This window comes from Pseudomonas sp. R38(2017), assembly GCF_002112395.1.
Taxonomy (GTDB): domain Bacteria; phylum Pseudomonadota; class Gammaproteobacteria; order Pseudomonadales; family Pseudomonadaceae; genus Aquipseudomonas.
The window spans coordinates 47,477-63,884 of the sequence record NZ_NEHN01000008.1 but is presented as its reverse complement, the minus strand read 5'-3'; the positions used below and the strand labels follow the sequence as shown (position 1 = coordinate 63,884).

Annotated in this window: 15 protein-coding genes, 4 tRNA genes and 1 pseudogene; 11 read left to right on the top strand and 9 right to left on the bottom strand. The window is 60.7% G+C overall.

All coding sequences use genetic code 11. The features are described 5' to 3' along the window. The first annotated feature begins 5 nt into the window (after positions 1-5). Positions 6-407 carry a type IV pilin protein gene (locus CAF87_RS20635; protein ID WP_085732845.1) on the top strand — a complete coding sequence of 134 codons (402 nt, stop codon included), beginning with the start codon at positions 6-8 and terminating at the stop codon, positions 405-407. Positions 408-464: 57 nt separating this feature from the next. Then, positions 465-1,565, top strand: a complete 1,101-nt coding sequence (gene thiO / locus CAF87_RS20630) for a glycine oxidase ThiO (protein WP_085732844.1) — start codon at positions 465-467, stop codon at positions 1,563-1,565. On the opposite strand, the gene CAF87_RS20625 is transcribed toward thiO, so the two are convergent. The 4 genes from CAF87_RS20625 to CAF87_RS20610 all read right to left on the bottom strand — a co-directional run bounded on the left by CAF87_RS20625 (position 1,562) and on the right by CAF87_RS20610 (position 5,860). After that, positions 1,562-2,908, bottom strand: a complete 1,347-nt coding sequence (locus CAF87_RS20625) for a sigma-54 dependent transcriptional regulator (protein ID WP_085732843.1) — start codon at positions 2,906-2,908, stop codon at positions 1,562-1,564. The two genes, thiO and CAF87_RS20625, sit on opposite strands and share 4 nt — an antisense overlap. Next, positions 2,905-4,494: a PAS domain-containing sensor histidine kinase gene (locus CAF87_RS20620; RefSeq protein ID WP_085732842.1), complete on the bottom strand. Its 1,590-nt coding sequence runs from the start codon at positions 4,492-4,494 to the stop codon at positions 2,905-2,907. Before CAF87_RS20620 ends, CAF87_RS20625 begins: the two co-directional genes overlap by 4 nt. Further along, on the bottom strand, positions 4,484-4,717 hold the full coding sequence (locus CAF87_RS20615) for a PP0621 family protein (RefSeq protein ID WP_085712176.1): 234 nt from the start codon (positions 4,715-4,717) through the stop codon (positions 4,484-4,486). Before CAF87_RS20615 ends, CAF87_RS20620 begins: the two co-directional genes overlap by 11 nt. A gap of 126 nt (positions 4,718-4,843) precedes the next feature. Further along, entirely contained in the window at positions 4,844-5,860 is a 1,017-nt protein-coding gene (locus tag CAF87_RS20610) for an outer membrane protein assembly factor BamD (RefSeq protein ID WP_085732841.1), read from the bottom strand. A 152-nt stretch (positions 5,861-6,012) separates the two neighbouring features. On the opposite strand from CAF87_RS20610, the gene rluD reads away from it, so the two are divergent. From rluD to CAF87_RS29740, 9 genes and pseudogenes are all read left to right on the top strand, one after another. After that, positions 6,013-6,975, top strand: coding sequence for a 23S rRNA pseudouridine(1911/1915/1917) synthase RluD (gene rluD, locus CAF87_RS20605; protein WP_085712174.1), 963 nt, complete (start codon positions 6,013-6,015; stop codon positions 6,973-6,975). Next, the gene (gene pgeF, locus CAF87_RS20600; protein WP_085732840.1) at positions 6,972-7,706 is read left to right on the top strand and encodes a peptidoglycan editing factor PgeF; all 735 of its coding nucleotides are present in this window, start codon (positions 6,972-6,974) and stop codon (positions 7,704-7,706) included. The genes rluD and pgeF overlap by 4 nt, the downstream gene beginning before the upstream one ends. Positions 7,707-7,837: 131 nt before the next feature. Beyond that, positions 7,838-10,402 (top strand): ATP-dependent chaperone ClpB, encoded by a 2,565-nt coding sequence (gene clpB, locus CAF87_RS20595; protein ID WP_085732839.1) that lies wholly within the window; start codon positions 7,838-7,840, stop codon positions 10,400-10,402. Between the two features lie 298 nt (positions 10,403-10,700). Beyond that, positions 10,701-10,776 (top strand) — tRNA-Asn (locus tag CAF87_RS20590). Between the two features lie 9 nt (positions 10,777-10,785). Continuing rightward, a tRNA-Pro gene (locus CAF87_RS20585) sits at positions 10,786-10,862 on the top strand. Positions 10,863-10,867: 5 nt separating this feature from the next. Further along, positions 10,868-10,943: transfer RNA gene (locus CAF87_RS20580), tRNA-Lys, on the top strand. A gap of 97 nt (positions 10,944-11,040) precedes the next feature. Next, positions 11,041-11,117, top strand: a tRNA-Pro gene (locus CAF87_RS20575). A 158-nt stretch (positions 11,118-11,275) separates the two neighbouring features. Then, positions 11,276-12,046, top strand: a pseudogene (locus tag CAF87_RS29745) (MCP four helix bundle domain-containing protein); the annotation flags it as partial. Beyond that, positions 12,038-12,901, top strand: coding sequence for a methyl-accepting chemotaxis protein (locus CAF87_RS29740; protein ID WP_371857204.1), 864 nt, complete (start codon positions 12,038-12,040; stop codon positions 12,899-12,901). The pseudogene CAF87_RS29745 and the gene CAF87_RS29740, both read left to right, overlap by 9 nt. 74 nt (positions 12,902-12,975) lie before the next feature. Here the strand turns inward: CAF87_RS29740 and CAF87_RS20565 are convergent, their stop codons facing one another. From CAF87_RS20565 to CAF87_RS20545, 5 genes are all read right to left on the bottom strand, one after another. Further along, positions 12,976-13,383, bottom strand: coding sequence for a hypothetical protein (locus tag CAF87_RS20565; RefSeq protein WP_085732837.1), 408 nt, complete (start codon positions 13,381-13,383; stop codon positions 12,976-12,978). Positions 13,384-13,596: 213 nt separating this feature from the next. After that, a complete protein-coding gene (locus CAF87_RS20560) occupies positions 13,597-14,895 on the bottom strand; it encodes an NAD(P)/FAD-dependent oxidoreductase (protein ID WP_085732836.1) in 1,299 nt (432 codons plus the stop codon). A 66-nt stretch (positions 14,896-14,961) separates the two neighbouring features. Beyond that, the gene (locus CAF87_RS20555; RefSeq protein WP_065261571.1) at positions 14,962-15,135 is read right to left on the bottom strand and encodes a DUF3094 domain-containing protein; all 174 of its coding nucleotides are present in this window, start codon (positions 15,133-15,135) and stop codon (positions 14,962-14,964) included. Between the two features lie 51 nt (positions 15,136-15,186). Further along, positions 15,187-15,714, bottom strand: a complete 528-nt coding sequence (locus CAF87_RS20550; protein WP_085732835.1) for an MOSC domain-containing protein — start codon at positions 15,712-15,714, stop codon at positions 15,187-15,189. Then, the gene (locus tag CAF87_RS20545; RefSeq protein WP_007959580.1) at positions 15,711-16,337 is read right to left on the bottom strand and encodes a DUF1780 domain-containing protein; all 627 of its coding nucleotides are present in this window, start codon (positions 16,335-16,337) and stop codon (positions 15,711-15,713) included. Before CAF87_RS20545 ends, CAF87_RS20550 begins: the two co-directional genes overlap by 4 nt. Positions 16,338-16,408: the final 71 nt, after the last annotated feature.

The window sequence follows — 16,408 nt, the reverse complement described above, 5'->3', positions numbered from 1 at the left end:
GAGGCATGCGCAGATCCATCCGAGGATTCACCCTGATCGAAATCATGATCGTGATTGCGATTATCGGGATCATCATCACCATTGCCGCACCGAGCTATACCGAATACCTGAAAAAGGGCCGCCGCGCCGAAGTGGTATCGCTGCTGTCGGAGCAGGCGCAGACTCTCGAGCGCTTCTACACCAAGAACAATGTCTACACGGGCATCACCGGTCTCAGCACGGGCAATGATTTCTACACCATTACCCCGACCATCGCTGACCAGACCTTTCTGCTGACCGCGACCCGCAAGGCCGGTACGACCATGGCCGGCGACAAGTGCGGGGACTTCACCCTCACCAACACCGGTGTGCGCAGCATGATCAACGCGACTGCCGGGCTTGCCACCAAGGATTGCTGGGGCCGCTGAGCCGCTTTCATTCGGGTGCCTTTTGCGCCCGCTGTCTTTTTTACGGTTGGAACAAACATGACCAGGCAACAGCAAGTGGTGATTGTCGGTGGCGGGGTGATTGGCCTGCTGACCGCGTACAACCTCGCCTCCGAGGTGCGCAGCGTGGTGCTGCTGGATCGCTCGAACCTTGGCCAGGAATCGTCCTGGGCCGGTGGCGGCATCGTTTCTCCGTTGTATCCGTGGCGCTATAGCCCGGCCGTCACGGCGCTGGCGCACTGGTCGCAGGACTTTTATCCACAGCTGGGTGAGCGATTGTTTGCCGACACCGGCGTCGATCCTGAAGTCCATACCACCGGCCTGTACTGGCTGGACCTGGACGACGAAGCCGAAGCGCTGGCCTGGGCCGAGCGGGAAAATCGTCCGCTGCGGGCTGTGGATATCTCGGCGGCCCATGATGCAGTGCCGGTACTTGGCGGCGGTTTTTCCCGGGCGATCTACATGGCCGACGTGGCCAACGTACGCAACCCACGGCTGGTGAAGTCTTTGAAAGCCGCGTTGCAGGCACTGCCTAACGTGACGATTTACGAGCAGTGCGAGGTCAGTGGGTTTGTCCGGGAGGGCGAGAAGGTTGTCGGTGTGCAAACCTCGAAAGGCGTGATCAACGGCGATCAGGTGGTGCTGACGGCGGGGGCGTGGAGCGGCGAGCTGCTCAAGACGCTGAATCTGTCGCTGCCGGTGGAGCCGGTCAAAGGCCAGATGATTCTCTACAAGTGCGCGGCGAACTTCCTGCCAAGCATGGTGCTGGCCAAGGGGCGTTATGCAATTCCGCGTCGCGACGGGCACATCCTGATCGGTAGTACGCTGGAGCATGAAGGTTTCGACAAGACCCCGACCGAAAATGCTCTGGAAAGCCTGAAAGCGTCGGCCGTGGAGTTGCTGCCAGCGCTGGCTGATGCCGAAGTGGTGGGACACTGGGCCGGGTTGCGTCCCGGCTCGCCAGAGGGCATTCCCTATATCGGCCGGGTGCCAGGCTTCGATGGTTTGTGGCTCAACTGCGGGCATTACCGCAACGGACTGGTGCTGGCACCTGCCTCCTGTCAGCTGTTTGCCGATGTGATGCTGGGGCGGGCGCCGATCATCGATCCGGCGCCGTATGCTCCGGCCGGGCGTATTTAATCCAGGCCGAGCTTCTTGAGCCTGTATCGCATCGAACGAAATGACAGATTCAACCGCTGGGCCGCTGCGGTACGGTTCCAGCGGGTTTCCTCCAGCGCCTGCAGGATCAGTTTGCGCTCGACGTTTTCCAGATAGTCTTCCAGGTTGTCGATCTGCGTGAGATCGGCGATGCCGCCCTCGGCCGCACAGTTGCCTTCACTCAGGCGCAGGTCGTCGGCTTCAATCATGCGGTTTTCGCACAACGTGTGCGCGCGTTCGAGGACGTTCTCGAGTTCACGGACATTCCCCGGGAAGCGATAGTTCTTCAAGGCCTCGAGCGCTTGTGGATGCAGGCGGGCAGAAGGCTGGCCAGTGCCGTGGGCCAGGCGCTTGAGCATATGGGAGGCCAGCGCTTCGATATCGTCACGGCGTTCACGCAGGGACGGAACCCGCAGTTCAATCACGTTCAGCCGGTAATACAGATCCTGCCGAAAGCGCTCGGCGGCGACTTCGGCGTCCAGGTCCTTGTGAGTGGCGCAGAGAATACGCACATTGACCACGGTTTCTTGCTGACCGCCGACGCTGCGTATGGCTTTTTCCTGAATAGCCCGCAGTAGCTTGACCTGCATCGACAGCGGCAAGTCCGCTACTTCATCGAGAAACAGCGTGCCGCCATGGGCAGCCTGAAACAGGCCCGGTTTGTCCTCCACCGCGCCGGTGAAACTGCCTTTGCGATGGCCGAAAAACTCGCTTTCCATCAACTCTGAAGGAATGGCCCCGCAGTTCACCGGCACGAACGGCTGGCTGGCGCGCGGGCCTTGCTCGTGGATCAGGCGGGCGACCAGTTCCTTGCCACTGCCGGACTCGCCGCTGATGTAGACCGGCGCCTGGCTGCGGGCCAGTTTGTCGATCTGTTTGCGCAGATCGCGCATCGGTTGTGAGTCGCCGAGCAGGCGCCGATCAATCGAGGTGCAGACGCCGCCGGTCGGGGGCATGCGCAGTGCGGTGGCGACCAGCTCGCGCAGTCGGGTGAGGTCCACCGGTTTGGTCAGAAAGTCGAATGCGCCGGCTTTCAGGGCGTTGATCGCTGTTTCCAGGCTGCCATAGGCCGTGATCATCGCCACCGGTAATTGCGGGTAGCGATGCTGGATATGCTGCACCAGGTCCAGCCCGGTGCCGTCCGGCAGGCGCATGTCGGTCAGGCACAGGTCGAAGGTGTCGCGGTTCAGCAGTGCCTGGGCTTCGCCGAGGTTGCGTGCGCTGAACGTGTCGAGTTTCATCCGTCCCAGGGTGATTTCCAGGAGTTCGCGGATATCCGGTTCGTCGTCGACGATGAGGATTTTTTGCCGTGGGCTCGTGTTCAACTTTGTTTCCGTCCGTGAGCAAAGGTGATGCGAAAGCAGCCGCCGCCTTGGCGTGGTTTGTAGTCTAGGCGGGCCTGGTTGCTTTCGCACAGCTCACGGGACAGATAAAGCCCAAGGCCGGTGCCCTGGCTGCTGGTGGTGAAGAAAGGTTCGAACAGATGCGCCTGCTGATCCAGCGCCACGCCGGGGCCATTGTCCTGCACTTCGAGCACGGCCAGCTGGCTCTCGGGGTCGATGAACAGCCGGAGCCAGACCTGCGCCGGATCGTGCAGCAGGGCGCTGTGCCGCCAGCCGTTGCGCAACAGATTGTCGAGAATTTGCGTCAGTTGCCCCGGGTCCATCAGGGTCCGGAAATCCCCGGATTCGATGTTCAGATGAATCCGTTGGTGCTCGCTGGCCTGTTCGCGGCTTTCCTCGACGAAGTGCTCGAGCCATGGCTCGAGATCGAGTCGCTGCGGGGCGCTCTGCTGGCGGCGGGACAGTTGCAGGACGTTTTCAATGACTCGGTTCATGCGCTGGGAGTGATCCTGGATGATCTGCGTCAGACGCCGATCCGCATCGTCGAGTTCCTCGGATTCCCGCAGCAACTGTGCGGCATGACTGATGGCACCCAGCGGATTACGGATCTCGTGGGCGATGCCGGCGGTCAGGCGCCCAAGTGCGGCGAGTTTCAGTTGCTGGGCCTGTTGGGCGATTTGCGCGAGGTCTTCGAGAAACACCAGGGTCTGGCGGTTCGGGCTCTGCTCCAGGGCGATGAAGCTCGGTTGCAGTTCCAGGCCGTTGGCCGCGATTTTCAGGCTTTGAGGGCGCAGGGTGGGGTTGTTCAGCCACAGATTCAGGCGCTCGACCAGCGCGGTCGAATAGTTATCGATCAAATGGCCTTCAAGGGGCGACTGCGCCAGCAGGGTCCGGGCACTGTGGTTGGCCAGTTGCACCCGGCGTTGTTCATCGAGGACCAGAATGCCGGTGCGCATGCGTTGCAAGATCAAGGCGTTGAGGGCTTCGAGGCTGACCACTTCGCTGGCCCGTTGCTCGGCGAGGGTCTCGCTGACTTCGAGGCGGCGGATCAAGCCTTGCACCAGCAGCGCTCCGGCAAAACACAGAGCGCCGAGGGTGCCCGCCTGCAGGTATTCGTTGGCGCTCAGGGGATGGCTGAAGCTCAGCAGGAAGCTGAGACCGACAATGCCGAGTGCACCGATGGCCGCGATCAGCACGCCGATACGGCGTTTCAGTAATGTGTTGCTGATGGCTACCGAGACGATCAGCAGATTGCCGACCGGACTGGCCACGCCGCCGGCGGCGTAGAACAGCCCGCACAGCAGCAGGATGTCGACCAGGGCCAGTCCGAACAACTGGGCCGGGCGGCGGATGTTCTCCAGGAACACCACCAGCAGGATATTCAGCACCAGGTACAACCAGCTGCCATTGCGCAGCAGCTCGTCGTCGGCCGACGTCAACAGGCGGTTGTCCATGTTGCTGGAGATCAGCAGCACCAGGGTGATGCCGACGCTCAGACGGTAGAGGTGATAGAGGCGCAGCAGTCGCTGGGCCTGTTTGCGAGTGGCGTCGGTCGCCTCAGCGATCACTGGAACCGGGGCCTTGCTCGAGATGAGCCTGGCTGCAATACCACTGTTGACGAAGGCTCAGCGCGCGGTCGCGCGGCAGGTGCACGCCGCAATGGGCGCAACGCACCATGGGAGCGGCATCCTGTTCGCGGGGGGATTGCGTGGGTGCGACAGGCGCCTTGAATTTGCGCCAGAGCCAGACGGCGGCGGCGATCAGGGCGATCCAGAACAGTAAACGAAGCATGATGGGCGGCTTTTTGGCTGATGATCCGGCAGTTTAGCCAAGGTCTTGGCGGGCGCACAGCTCAATAAAACGCGGCAATAAAAAAGGGAGATCCGAGGATCTCCCTTTTTGGCATCACCGAAGTGATCAGTCGAACAGACCGAAGGTCAAGTAGCTGAAAATGGAGCGGTCGTTGTTGCTGGACTCCGGTTCCGGCGCTTCGATCACGTCGCCGTTCTCGTCTTTAGGCTTGAGCTCGTTCGGGATTGCGTCTTTCGCGTCCTGGAACTGCTTCTGCACGTCCTGGTTGGCGCGGGTCTCTCCCGGTGGCAGCGGCGGACGGGATTCGATAAGGCCCAGAGTAGCCTTGCTCAGCCACGAACGGTTGTCGGCCTCGGCGACCGACGGTACGAACTGACCGTCTTTCAGGCTCGGGTGGTTCGGGTAGTTGAGCTTCAGGGTTTCCAGGCTGGTGGCCGCCAGTTCGTCCAGGTGCAGACGCTGGTAGGCTTCGGTCATCACCGCCAGGCCGTCACCGACCGATGGGGTTTCCTGGAAGTTTTCCACTACGTAACGGCCACGGTTGGCGGCAGCTACGTAGGCCTGACGGGTCAGGTAGTAGTCGGCCACGTGGATTTCGTAGGCCGCCAACAGGTTGCGCAGGTAGATCATGCGCTGCTTGGCGTCCGGCGCGTAGCGGCTGTTCGGGTAGCGGCTGGTCAGCTGGGCGAACTCGTTGTAGGAGTCGCGGGCAGCGCCCGGGTCACGCTTGGTCATGTCCAGCGGCAGGAAGCGCGCCAGCAGGCCGACGTCCTGGTCGAACGAGGTCAGGCCCTTGAGGTAGTAGGCATAATCGACGTTCGGGTGCTGTGGGTGCAGACGAATGAAGCGCTCGGCGGCGGACTTTGCGGCTTCCGGCTCCGAGTTCTTGTAGTTCGCGTAAATCAGTTCAAGCTGTGCCTGATCTGCGTAACGACCGAACGGATAGCGCGACTCCAGAGCCTTCAGCTTGGCGGTGGCACTGGTGTAACTGTTGTTGTCCAGGTCCTTTTGAGCCTGCTGGTACAGCTCGGTTTCGCTCAGGTTTTCGTCTACGACTTCCTTCGATGAGCAAGCAGCGGTCAATGCGAGGATGGCGATCAGCAGCAGGTGTTTCACTTGCATGGCGGCTTGCGTCCCTATGACGGCCGCTGTCTTGGGCGGGGCCGTCCTGTTATGATGAGCGCCCCGTTGAAAAGCCCCGGGGCAAAAGACGCCGTATTTAACCACAAGCGCGCAGCCGAAACCAAAGGCTGTAGCCGACGCCCAGTCCGAGCATGTCCGATAAAATTGAACTTCGCGCAGAGGTGCCGTCCGAATTGGGCGGCCAACGCCTCGATCAAGTCGCCGCCCAACTCTTCGCAGAGCACTCCCGCTCGCGCCTTTCCGCCTGGATCAAAGAAGGTCGCCTGACTGTGGACGGGGCGGTCATCCGCCCGCGCGACATCGTTCATGGCGGTGCCGTCCTTGAGCTGACCGCCGAGCAGGAGGCCCAGGGTGAATGGGTCGCCCAGGACATCGAGCTCGATATCGTCTATGAAGACGACGACATCCTGGTGATCAACAAGCCTGCGGGCCTGGTAGTGCACCCGGCCGCCGGCCACGCTGATGGCACCTTGCTCAATGCCTTGCTGCACCATGTGCCGGACATCATCAATGTCCCGCGTGCCGGCATCGTGCATCGTCTGGACAAGGACACCACCGGTCTGATGGTGGTGGCCAAGACCATCCAGGCGCAGACCAAACTGGTTGCCCAACTGCAAAGCCGCAGTGTCAGCCGGATCTATGAGTGCATCGTGATCGGCGTGGTAACTGCCGGCGGCAAGATCAACGCCCCGATCGGTCGCCACGGCCAGCAGCGCCAGCGCATGGCAGTCATGGAAGGCGGCAAGCCTGCCGTCAGCCACTATCGTGTGCTGGAGCGTTTCCGTTCTCACACCCACGTGCGGGTGAAGCTGGAAACCGGTCGTACCCATCAGATCCGCGTACACATGGCGCACATCAACTTCCCGTTGGTCGGAGACCCGGCGTACGGTGGTCGTTTCCGCATTCCGCCGGCGGCGAGCCAGACCATGGTCGAATCGCTGAAGCACTTCCCGCGTCAGGCGCTGCACGCACGGTTCCTCGAGCTGGATCACCCGACTACCGGTGAGCGCATGAGCTGGGAATCGCCGTTGCCGGAAGATCTGGTGTGGCTGCTGACCCTGCTCAAGCAGGATCGCGAGGCATTCGTCGGATGAACTGGCTGACGCCGGACTGGCCCGCGCCGGCCAGCGTCAAGGCCTGTGTCACCACCCGCGAGGGCGGCGTCAGCGAGGCGCCGTTCGACAGCCTCAACCTGGGCGATCACGTCGATGACCGCCCGGAGGCCGTCGCCGAAAACCGTCGACGCCTGACCGAACACTTCTCCATAAAGCCTGCCTGGTTGCAGCAAGTGCACGGGATTGCCGTGGCGCATGCCGATCCGTCGGTGGTGGCCACGGCGGATGCCAGCTGGACGGCAACACCGGGTATCGCTTGTGCAGCGATGACTGCCGATTGCCTGCCGGCGCTTTTCTGCGATCGTGCCGGTACTCGCGTGGCAGCGGCGCACGCGGGGTGGCGTGGTTTGGCGGCTGGCGTGCTGGAAGCCACGCTGGACAGTCTGGATGTTGCCGCTGAGGACGTACTGGTCTGGCTCGGCCCGGCCATCGGTCCGCAAGCCTTCGAAGTCGGTCCGGAAGTCCGGGAAGTCTTCATCAATCAATTGCCCGAAGCCGCGACAGCCTTTGTCCCGAGCCACAATGCCGGCAAGTTCATGGCCGACATCTATAAACTGGCGCGACTGCGTCTGGCGGTTCGCGGTGTCACGGCTGTTTATGGTGGCGGTTTCTGTACCGTGACCGATCCGCGCTTCTTCTCTTATCGCCGTGCATCGCGCACTGGTCGCTTCGCCTCCCTCGTTTGGCTCGAGTCGCCCGACGCCCGCTAAGCTTGTCTGATCTGCATCAACTCCCTGACGCTTGAATCTTCCAGAATCGACCGCATCTATAGCGGTATCTGGCAGGTTTCTTTATTCAGGATGGTTTTTTAGGTCCGGCCTGCTCAAAAGGAAGGTGACCCATGCGTATAGACCGTTTAACCAGCAAATTACAGTTGGCGTTGTCCGATGCCCAATCCTTGGCTGTCGGCCACGATCATCCGGCCATCGAGCCGGCGCATTTGATGCAAGCGATGCTTGAACAGCAGGGTGGTTCGATCAAACCCCTGTTGATGCAGGTGGGCTTCGACGTCAACAGCTTGCGTAAAGAGCTGACCAAAGAGCTCGATCAATTACCGAAAATCCAGAATCCGACCGGCGACGTCAACATGTCGCAGGACTTGGCGCGTCTGCTCAACCAGGCCGATCGTCTGGCACAGCAGAAGGGCGACCAGTTTATTTCCAGCGAGTTGGTGCTGCTCGCCGCGATGGACGAGAACAGCAAGCTCGGCAAGTTGCTGCTCGGCCAGGGCGTGAGCAAAAAGGCCCTGGAAAACGCGATCAACAATCTGCGCGGTGGCGAAGCCGTTAACGACGCCAACCACGAAGAGTCGCGTCAGGCACTGGATAAATACACCGTCGACCTGACCAAGCGCGCCGAAGACGGCAAGCTCGATCCGGTGATCGGCCGTGACGATGAAATCCGTCGCACCATTCAGGTCCTGCAACGCCGGACCAAGAACAACCCGGTGCTGATCGGCGAGCCTGGCGTGGGTAAAACCGCGATTGCCGAAGGTCTGGCCCAGCGCATCATCAACGGTGAAGTGCCGGATGGGCTGCGTGGCAAGCGCCTGCTGTCTCTGGATATGGGGGCTCTGATTGCCGGTGCCAAGTATCGCGGCGAGTTCGAAGAGCGCCTGAAAGCATTGCTCAACGAGCTGTCGAAGCAGGAAGGGCAGATCATTCTGTTCATCGACGAACTGCACACCATGGTCGGCGCCGGCAAGGGCGAAGGTTCGATGGACGCTGGCAACATGCTCAAACCGGCCTTGGCCCGTGGCGAGCTGCATTGCGTCGGTGCGACCACGCTCAACGAGTACCGCCAATATATAGAGAAGGACGCGGCCCTCGAGCGGCGCTTCCAGAAAGTGCTGGTGGACGAGCCGAGCGAAGAAGACACCATCGCTATCCTGCGTGGCCTCAAGGAACGTTACGAGGTTCACCACAAAGTGGCGATCACCGACGGTGCGATCATTGCGGCAGCCAAGCTCAGCCATCGTTACATCACTGACCGGCAGTTGCCGGACAAGGCGATCGACCTGATCGACGAAGCCGCAAGCCGCATCCGTATGGAGATCGACTCCAAGCCGGAAGTGCTGGATCGTCTGGAGCGTCGCCTGATTCAACTGAAAGTCGAATCCCAGGCACTGAAGAAAGAAAGCGACGACGCGGCGAAGAAGCGCCTGGAGAAACTCCAGGAAGAAATCGACCGGCACGAGCGTGAGTACTCGGATCTGGAAGAAATCTGGAACTCGGAAAAAGCCGAGGTGCAGGGTTCTGCGCAGATTCAGCAGAAGATCGAACAGTCCCGTCAGGAACTGGAAGCCGCGCGCCGCAAAGGCGACCTGAACCGCATGGCCGAGTTGCAGTACGGGGTGATCCCGGATCTGGAACGCAGTCTGCAAATGGTCGACCAGCACGGCAAGAGCGAGAACCAGTTGCTGCGCAGCAAGGTGACCGAAGAGGAAATCGCCGAAGTCGTTTCGAAGTGGACCGGCATTCCCGTGTCGAAAATGCTCGAAGGCGAGCGCGACAAGCTGATGAAGATGGAAAGCCTGTTGCACCAGCGTGTGATCGGCCAGGACGAAGCAGTGGTCGCAGTGGCCAATGCGGTGCGGCGTTCCCGTGCCGGGTTGTCCGACCCGAATCGCCCGAGCGGCTCGTTCATGTTCCTCGGCCCGACCGGTGTCGGTAAAACCGAGCTGTGCAAGGCGCTGGCCGAATTCCTCTTTGATACTGAAGAGGCGATGGTGCGGATCGATATGTCCGAGTTCATGGAGAAACATTCCGTGGCACGGCTGATCGGTGCACCACCGGGCTACGTCGGTTATGAAGAGGGCGGTTACCTGACCGAAGCGGTACGGCGCAAGCCTTACTCGGTGATCCTGCTGGACGAAGTCGAGAAGGCGCACCCGGACGTGTTCAACATCCTGCTGCAAGTGCTCGAGGATGGGCGTCTGACCGACAGCCACGGCCGTACGGTGGATTTCCGCAATACCGTGATCGTCATGACCTCAAACCTCGGTTCGATGCAGATCCAGGAACTGGTCGGTGACCGTGAAGCGCAACGTGCAGCGGTGATGGATGCGATTTCCACCCACTTCCGTCCGGAGTTCATCAACCGGGTCGACGAAGTGGTGATCTTCGAGCCTCTGGCGCGGGATCAGATTGCGGGCATTACCGAGATCCAGCTGGGTCGTCTGCGCAGTCGTCTGGCCGAGCGCGAGCTGAAGCTGGAACTGAGTCCGGAGGCGATGGACAAGCTGATTGCCGTCGGCTACGACCCGGTCTACGGTGCACGGCCGCTGAAACGGGCGATCCAGCGCTGGATCGAGAACCCGTTGGCGCAGTTGATCCTGTCGGGACGCTTCATGCCCGGGGAGACCGCGACCGGCGTCGTGGAGAACGACGAGATCACGTTCAACTGACACCTCAGGGTGTTGAACTAAGCAAGGCCTCGCAATGCGAGGCCTTTTTTTTCGTTAGGCTGTTGAACTCAAAGGAAAAGGCTTGTAAAGTGCGCCCCGCAGTCAGTCACCAACACGGTTTCAGCTCACTGGGCAGAAATCTGAAATAAGTTGCAAATCATTAACTTGAAAGCAATTTAGGGGGTTGACAGAGGTGTTCTAGGTTGTAGAATAGCGCGCCTCAGACACACGAACGCAGCGATGCGAAAACGATGTCGAGAAGCTGCAAGTTTGACCGTAGTAAATTGAAATATGTAGTTCCGTGATAGCTCAGTCGGTAGAGCAAATGACTGTTAATCATTGGGTCCCAGGTTCGAGTCCTGGTCACGGAGCCAATTTCAAACCGGGGTATAGCGCAGTCCGGTAGCGCGCCTGCTTTGGGAGCAGGATGTCAGGAGTTCGAATCCCCTTACCCCGACCATTTTTGGGTCGTTAGCTCAGTTGGTAGAGCAGTTGGCTTTTAACCAATTGGTCGTAGGTTCGAATCCCACACGACCCACCATTTTTGAAACCAGTTTGCGCTGGGATCGAATCTTAAGATCAGAGGCCAAAAGCGCTGATCGAAGAAGGCGATCTTTGAAAGGTCGCCTTTTTTTTACCGGGGTATAGCGCAGTCCGGTAGCGCGCCTGCTTTGGGAGCAGGATGTCGGGAGTTCGAATCCCCCTACCCCGACCATATTGAAAATCCTCGTATCGAAAGATACGGGGATTTTTTTTGCCCTCCGAAAATGTTCATTCAAGTCATCGTACAACTTGCCGATAGCCCGCTAACCAAAGGGGCTTGCCATTGATCGCCCCTTGAATCCGGCCAATACAAGAAAAAGGGCGTTCGTCATGTTGCTTCGTCAGTTGAATATTGCTCCCCGTGCCGCCCTGGGCTTTGCTCTGATCGCGGTGCTGGTGGCGTTGCTCGGGGTGTTTGCGCTGGGGCAGATGTCGAGCATCCGCGACAGCGAAGTGGCAGTGGAGACGCAGTGGCTGCCGAGCATTCGTGGTGGCGACGAGATTCGCGAGATCATGTTGCGCATTCGCACCATTTCCCTGCGCATGGCGCTGGATCAGGATCCGGCCAACATCGCCACGTACCGCAGCCAGATGGACACCCGCGACAAGGAACTGAGCGAGAAAATCGCCGCTTACGACCGACTGGTGACCACCCCGGGAGGTCAGCAGTTATACGATCAGTTCAAGAAAACCTTCGCCGCCTATCGCACCGGGATCGCTCAGTCGTTCACGCTCGCCGAGCAAGGCAAGCGCGATGAGCTGACCAAGTTGCTGCTGGTCGACATGAAAACCGTGGTCGACGGGTCCGGCAAACAACTCAATGACCTGGCAGACCTGTTCGCCCGGCAGGTCGCTGCCGAAAGCCAGAACTCTGCCGCCCACTACGAAACCTCCCGCACTATCGTGACCTTATTCATCGCTCTGGCGGCATTGGCCACCGTGGTCCTGGCCATGTTGCTCACCCGCAGTATCGTTCGCCCCCTGAGCACCGCTGTCGACGCTGCTGAACACGTCGCCAGGGGCGATCTGACCCGTCCGATCGAAACCCACGGTAATGATGAAGTCAGCCGTCTGCTCAAGGCGTTGGCGACCATGCAGCAGAATCTGCGCGAAACCCTGCAGGGCATCAGCGGTTCGGCCACGCAACTGGCGACAGCTTCCGACGAACTGAGCGCGGTCACCCATGACAGCACTCAAGGTCTGCAACAACAGAACAACGAAATCGAACAGGCCGCCACCGCCGTCAACGAGATGACCACGGCGGTCGAGGAAGTCGCACGCAATGCAGTGTCGACCTCCGACGCGACGCGCCAGTCCAGCGAGTCGGCGCATTTGGGCCAAGAGCGGGTCAGTGAAACCGCCAGCGCGATCAATGCGCTGGCCAGTGAGGTGCAACACACCGGTGAGTTGGTGCAATCACTGGCCAATCAGTCGCAAGACATCGGCAAAGTGCTGGACGTGATCCGCGCGATTGCCGAACAAACCAACTTGCTGGCGCTCAACGCCGCCATCGAAGCAGCGCGGGCTGGGGAGAGTGGTCGCGGGTTTGCCGTGGTCGCCGACGAAGTCCGGGCGCTGGCTTATCGCACACAGCAATCGACCCAGGAAATCGAGCAGATGGTGCAGGGCATGCGCAACGGTTCGAGCCTGGCGCTGGAGTCGATGCAGGCCAGCGCCTCGCGCGCTGCCACCACGCTGGTGCTGGCCGAGCGGGCCGGTGAGGCATTGCAAACCATCACCGCGTCGGTGCATGAGATCCACGAACGTAACCTGGTGATCGCCAGCGCCGCCGAAGAGCAGGCGCAAGTGGCGCGGGAAGTAGATCGCAATCTGGTGAACATCCGTGACCTGTCGGTGCGTTCGGCGGCCGGCGCTGATCAGACCAGCGCTTCCAGTCATGAGCTATCGAAACTCGCCAACGCATTGCAGGGCATGGTGCGGCGTTTCCAGCTGTAATTCCGGCAGACATAAAAAAGCCGCGCTTCTCGTAAGAGAAAGCGCGGCTTTGTTTTGTCGGGACAGAATGAAAATCAGGCACCGTCACGCTCTTTCAGGTGTTCGAACAGGCCTTTGGGCATTTTCTTGCCGTTGGCCTCGTAGTTGGCTTTGACGTTGTCGTAAGCCTCTTGCTCGTCGATGAAGCCATCGTGGTTGGTGTCGATCTTGTCGAAGTCAGAGTGCGGCGCGACCTTCAGGAATTCGGCGCGGGAGACTTTGCCGTCACCATCGGTGTCGGTCCTGGCCATCGACGCATCGCCGCATTTGCCTTCACCACATTTACCTTCCGGGGTTTTCACCGAGGTTTCAGCCGAGGCGACCATGTAGCCCTGGGCCAGCGGTTGCGCGGCGAACACCGAGCCGGACACCATCAGGCCGCCGGCCAGTACGGCACCGACCAGGCCAAGGGAGGTTTTGCCAATTTTCGAAGTGCAGGTCATTTCATTCTCCTTCGGTTGCACTGCGCAACCACACGTTAAGGGCGATCAGCCGGAGCAGGTGCGCTCGGGTGTGGCCATTAAGCGGTGGCGGTGTATCGCGTCTGTGTCGAGGAGCGGGGCGTTTGTAAGCGAAGGTGGGAAAAGCGCGGGCAGATACAGTAGAAGACAAAACGCCGCGGGGGGGCGAGCCGGCCCGCCCCCGCGGTTTTTACATTAGTGCAGCTTCAGGCGTGGCTCGGTGCCGCGTCCGATCTTGCTGCCCAGCATCAGCATCGCCGTGCGGAACGGGCCGTACAGCGCCATCTGGTGCATGCGGTACAGCGAAACGTAGAACATCCGCGCCAGCCAGCCTTCGAGCATCACGGTGCCGGTCAGGTTGCCCATCAAGTTGCCTACAGCCGAAAAACGCGACAACGAAATCAGCGAGCCGTAGTCGGTGTACTTGTACTCCGGCAGGGTCTTGCCTTCGATCCGCAGTTTCAGCGACTTGGCCAGCAACGACGCCTGTTGGTGCGCGGCCTGGGCCCGTGGTGGGACGTTGCGATCCGAACCCGGTTGCGGGCAGGCGGCGCAATCGCCGAAGGCGAAAATGTTTTCGTCGCGGGTGGTCTGCAATGTCGGCAGCACTTGCAGCTGGTTGATGCGGTTGGTTTCCAGGCCATCGATATCCTTGAGGAAACCCGGCGCGCGGATCCCGGCGGCCCAGACTTTCAGGCCGGCCTTGATCTCGTTGCCATCGGCGGTGATCAGGCTGTCGGCGGTGACCTGGCTGACCGACGCGTTGGTCATCACGTTGACCCCGAGCTTTTCCAGGGTCTTGTGCACCGGCCCGCTGATGCGTTCCGGCAGGGCTGGCAGCACCCGTGGCCCGGCTTCGATCAGGGTAATGTGCATGTTTTCCGGTTTGATCCGGTCCAGACCGTAGGCCGCGAGTTCATGAGCGGCATTGTGCAGCTCCGCCGCCAGTTCGACGCCTGTGGCGCCCGCACCAACGATCGCCACGCTGATCTGTTGGACCACATCGGTTTGCCCGGCGTGAGCGCGCAGATAGTGATTGAGTAGTTGCTGGTGGAAACGCTCGGCCTGTTTGCGGGTGTCGAGGAACAGGCAGTGCTGCGCTGCGCCCTGAGTGCCGAAATCGTTGGTGGTGCTCCCGACCGCGATCACCAGCGAGTCATACGGCACTTCCCGCGCCGGAACCAGTTCCACGCCGTTTTCGTCGTAGGTGGCGGCGAGCTGGATCTTCTTCTGCTCACGGTCGAGCCCGCTCATGCGCCCCAGCTGGAACTCGAAGTGGTTCCATTTGGCCTGGGCGACATAGTTGAGTTCGTCTTCGGAGGAGTTCAGCGATCCGGCGGCCACTTCGTGCAACAGCGGTTTCCAGATGTGCGTGAGGTTCGCGTCGACCAGCATGATGCTGGCGGTGCCGCGCTTGCCCAGAGTCTTACCCAGACGGGTAGCCAGCTCCAGACCGCCGGCGCCGCCGCCGACAATGACAATACGATGGGACATGGTGATAGCTCGCAAGGTTTTTAAAGGAAATCGTTGTCGTCGTAACCCAAGCGAGCGCGATGCAGCTCATAGCGTCAGGTAACTGATAAATCGGCTCAACAGGCCCAGACCGATGGTCGCTGCCAGCACCACCACCAGGAGCATCCACGGCCGGAATGGCCGGCGCTCGACACGGTGTTGGGACAACTGCAGGTACTCTTCGACATGCTTCTGGTCTTCGGGGTTCAGGCGGCTGGTCATAAAGGCCTCGTCTGGTAGACGTTACTGAAAGTGAACAAGCTACAGCGGTTTTCAACCGGGATTGAATGCAGCATAGCCACTGTCTGGGACCGGTTCGACAGACACGCTGTCCTCGAGGCGAATGATCCCGCTTTGTAACACTCGTGCGGTGATTCCGCCATGCCCGCGCACGGCCTGGAACGTTCCCGGGCCGAGGTTGTTCTGCAGGCGCGCGCACGGCTGGCACCAGCCCGTGGTTTCGAAAATCGCCTGACCAATGCGAAAGCGCCGCCCCTTGAGGCTGAACAGGTTGATCCCGCTTATAACGAGATTGCGCCGCAGATCTTCAGGTGTGACCGGTTGTTCGGCCGACCGCCCCATCAAGGCGCTGATCACGGCCAGGTGTTCCCACTGAATCAGCGTCACCTGCCGCGCATTTCGCACCCCGGGCCGAGCGTGGTCGCCGGTGAGCCCGGCCTCAAGCCGCGCCTCCACCGCATCGAGTGCGAGCATCGGCCCCCGTGACTCGGGGCGCACGCCAATCCAGCGCACGCAACCGGTCTGCGGGACATCGGCAATCAATTGTTGAAGTGGCGTCACAGGCTGATCCCGACATCGAACACGATGCTGCGTCCCAGGTTACCGCGCAGGAAATCCGGCGCATCGGGGTGGGCGAACAACACGCGGGCGAACGTCGGCCCGACCAGTGACAGCGAGCGCCAGCCCTGGCGCAAATATTCGGTGGGTGGCGGAAAGTGGCTGTTGAGGTCGAGCACTTCGCGTTTGAGACTGGCGAAGGCGATGATGTCCAGCTCGCCCAGGTCCATGCCGCGTTCTTTGTAGTTGTGCGCTTTCTTGCGCAAGGTCGGCGCCAGCCTGAGCAGGAATTCGTTGGCCGGAATCCGTCGCGGCTTGGCTTCGCGGCGCACCAGTTGGCTCAGGGAAAATGCACTGCGCCGGCGTTGCAGCTCATCGCGCCATTCATCGTTGAGTCGGCGACCTTCGTCGAGGACGAAAAACACTTCGAAATTGGCATCGCGAAACAATACGTCCGGAGGCTCGCCGGCCGGGGCGAATTCGTCGGCGCGATACGGGATATTCAAGCCTTGCAGCAGGCGCTGGCAGACCCAACGCTCACGCTCCCATTTGCGGGCATTGGACAGGAACGCGTTGGCCTGCTCGGCCGCGATGGTCAGCAGGCGTAAGTAATCTGAGTCATCCATAGGCCCAAGCTTAGCGTTCAATTGCGACAAGCAGAAAGCTTTGCATCGGCAGATTCACCCGGGTGGCGGTG

Bases quoted from the DNA above. Each gene is read 5' to 3' on its own strand.
- CAF87_RS20560 (WP_085732836.1), bottom strand. From the start codon at position 14,895: ATGTCCCATCGTATTGTCATTGTCGGCGGCGGCGCCGGCGGTCTGGAG.
- pgeF (WP_085732840.1), top strand. From the start codon at position 6,972: ATGAACTGGCTGACGCCGGACTGGCCCGCGCCGGCCAGCGTCAAGGCC.
- CAF87_RS20545 (WP_007959580.1), bottom strand. From the start codon at position 16,337: ATGGATGACTCAGATTACTTACGCCTGCTGACCATCGCGGCCGAGCAG.
- thiO (WP_085732844.1), top strand. From the start codon at position 465: ATGACCAGGCAACAGCAAGTGGTGATTGTCGGTGGCGGGGTGATTGGC.
- clpB (WP_085732839.1), top strand. From the start codon at position 7,838: ATGCGTATAGACCGTTTAACCAGCAAATTACAGTTGGCGTTGTCCGAT.
- CAF87_RS20635 (WP_085732845.1), top strand. From the start codon at position 6: ATGCGCAGATCCATCCGAGGATTCACCCTGATCGAAATCATGATCGTG.
- CAF87_RS20610 (WP_085732841.1), bottom strand. From the start codon at position 5,860: ATGCAAGTGAAACACCTGCTGCTGATCGCCATCCTCGCATTGACCGCT.
- CAF87_RS29740 (WP_371857204.1), top strand. From the start codon at position 12,038: ATGCAGCAGAATCTGCGCGAAACCCTGCAGGGCATCAGCGGTTCGGCC.
- rluD (WP_085712174.1), top strand. From the start codon at position 6,013: ATGTCCGATAAAATTGAACTTCGCGCAGAGGTGCCGTCCGAATTGGGC.
- CAF87_RS20555 (WP_065261571.1), bottom strand. From the start codon at position 15,135: ATGACCAGCCGCCTGAACCCCGAAGACCAGAAGCATGTCGAAGAGTAC.
- CAF87_RS20615 (WP_085712176.1), bottom strand. From the start codon at position 4,717: ATGCTTCGTTTACTGTTCTGGATCGCCCTGATCGCCGCCGCCGTCTGG.
- CAF87_RS20565 (WP_085732837.1), bottom strand. From the start codon at position 13,383: ATGACCTGCACTTCGAAAATTGGCAAAACCTCCCTTGGCCTGGTCGGT.